We start from the raw sequence: 1590 nt of genomic DNA, 5'->3' as shown, positions 1-1590 counted from the left end.
AAAAAACTAAAAAAGCTGCTCCTGTAAAAGCACAGAAAAAAGCGCCTTTCACCGTGATCACACAAAACGAAGAAGGCTACACAGCAGAAGAGCTTTGGATAGTTGAGCTTGCTCGCAAAGATCACGATTGCCGCCTACCTCGCGGTGTTGTTTGATCAGCTGAGTGCTTTGTATAAAAGAAACCGCGTTAAGCGGTTTTTTTATATTTATTATCCATCAAGTATTGAATAAACCACCTCGCAACAAAGCCAGACAAAACTATAAAGACAGTTCCTGCCAGTACTGGCATTATTAAAAAATCCCAACTTTGGCCAGACTCAATAATTAAGATAGGGTTTGCGCCGGCAGCAGGGTGAATAGTTTTTGTGATTATCATTAATGTTATAGCAATACCCACAGCCAGCCCAATCATAATCGCACTATCAGCACTATAATAGCTAAAAACAACCCCAATCATTGCGGTCAGCATATGCCCCCCTATTACGTTTTTTGGCATAGCTAACGGGCTCTGCGGTACGCCAAAAACAAGTACAGCTGTTGCGCCGAATGGCGCCATTAACCAAATACCGTAATCACCCATATAACTTAGCCACGCCAAAAACCCCAAAACAAAAGTAGAAAAAACACCTGCGATTAATGCCGACTTTATTTGCTCACTATGCATATTACCTCCTCAAAAGTAGACCGACTTGTCTACACCTGTAATGTAGACAAGTCGGTCTACCTATGTCAAGCTGTGTTTTTACTGCTCAAATTTGGAATATCATGGATAAACAACAACAAATAATCAGTACGGCACTGAGTCTTTTTTATAAAAAGGGTATACACGCTGTTGGTATTAATGAAATTTTAGCTGTATCGGGCATTGCAAAAAAAACCTTATATAAGCACTTTGAAAGCAAAGACGCGCTTATTTGTGCTTGTTTAGTCGCACGTGACATCTGCTTTAACGCTTGGCTTAAAAAAATATGTATACAACCAAGTGCTATGTTAGTCGCACAGGCAATTTTTGCCGGACTGAAAAAGTGGATTAATAATGAGGTTTCAGAGTTAGGGTGTTTTAATGGCTGTTTTTTTATTAATACTGCAGCTGAGTACCCTGTAGAGAACGACCCTATTGCCAAACTTTGCAAACAGCACAAGCAAGCGAACTTTGAGATCATACTATCAGCTCTTTTAGAAACACCTGAATTTGCTCACAATAGAGAAAAAGCAATTGAAGCCACGCAACACTTACTTATTTTAAAGGAAGGTTATATATGTAGAGCGAGGGTGATGCATGATGTAACAGTGACTCCACCTAGTGATAATATTTTAAAAGCGATAGTAGCGGTTGGTTAAATAGGTAAATACAGTATTAAAAAAGCGGCTAAATAGCCACTTTTTTTATCACTAGTCTATCAGCCGCATTTTGAATCGCCACAATTAAGGCACGTCATACAGCCGTCCATCAGGATAACCGCTTTATGACTGCATTTTTTACATAGCTCGGCATTTGGAGGAAAGTCGGAGGCTTCTTCTTCCGCCGAGTTAGCTTGCTCAAAGTCAGCACGCTTCTCGTCCATAATTTTTTGTTGATGTTCTGGGATT

3 protein-coding genes are annotated in these 1590 nt (G+C 39.9%); 1 reads left to right on the top strand and 2 read right to left on the bottom strand.

Annotated elements, in window-relative coordinates:
• Positions 1–187: 187 nt before the first annotated feature.
• Entirely contained in the window at positions 188–664 is a 477-nt protein-coding gene (locus AC3WVG_RS11725; RefSeq protein WP_488798300.1) for an HPP family protein, read from the bottom strand.
• 101 nt (positions 665–765) lie between these two features.
• Between AC3WVG_RS11725 and AC3WVG_RS11720 the strand changes: the two genes are divergently transcribed.
• Complete coding sequence (locus AC3WVG_RS11720; RefSeq protein ID WP_024602978.1) at positions 766–1341, top strand: TetR/AcrR family transcriptional regulator; 576 nt, start codon at positions 766–768, stop codon at positions 1339–1341.
• 59 nt (positions 1342–1400) lie between these two features.
• On the opposite strand, the gene AC3WVG_RS11715 is transcribed toward AC3WVG_RS11720, so the two are convergent.
• Positions 1401–1590, bottom strand: a 190-nt coding sequence (locus AC3WVG_RS11715) for a hypothetical protein (protein ID WP_488798299.1), incomplete at its 5' end; no start/stop codon positions are given.

The organism is Desulfovulcanus sp. (genome assembly GCF_982781345.1).
Note: the sequence above shows the minus strand (reverse complement) of the source record. Positions and strands in the feature narration are given on the sequence as shown.

Coding starts and splice junctions, on each gene's coding strand:
- AC3WVG_RS11725 (WP_488798300.1), bottom strand. CDS start 664: ATGCATAGTGAGCAAATAAAGTCGGCATTAATCGCAGGTGTTTTTTCT.
- AC3WVG_RS11720 (WP_024602978.1), top strand. CDS start 766: ATGGATAAACAACAACAAATAATCAGTACGGCACTGAGTCTTTTTTAT.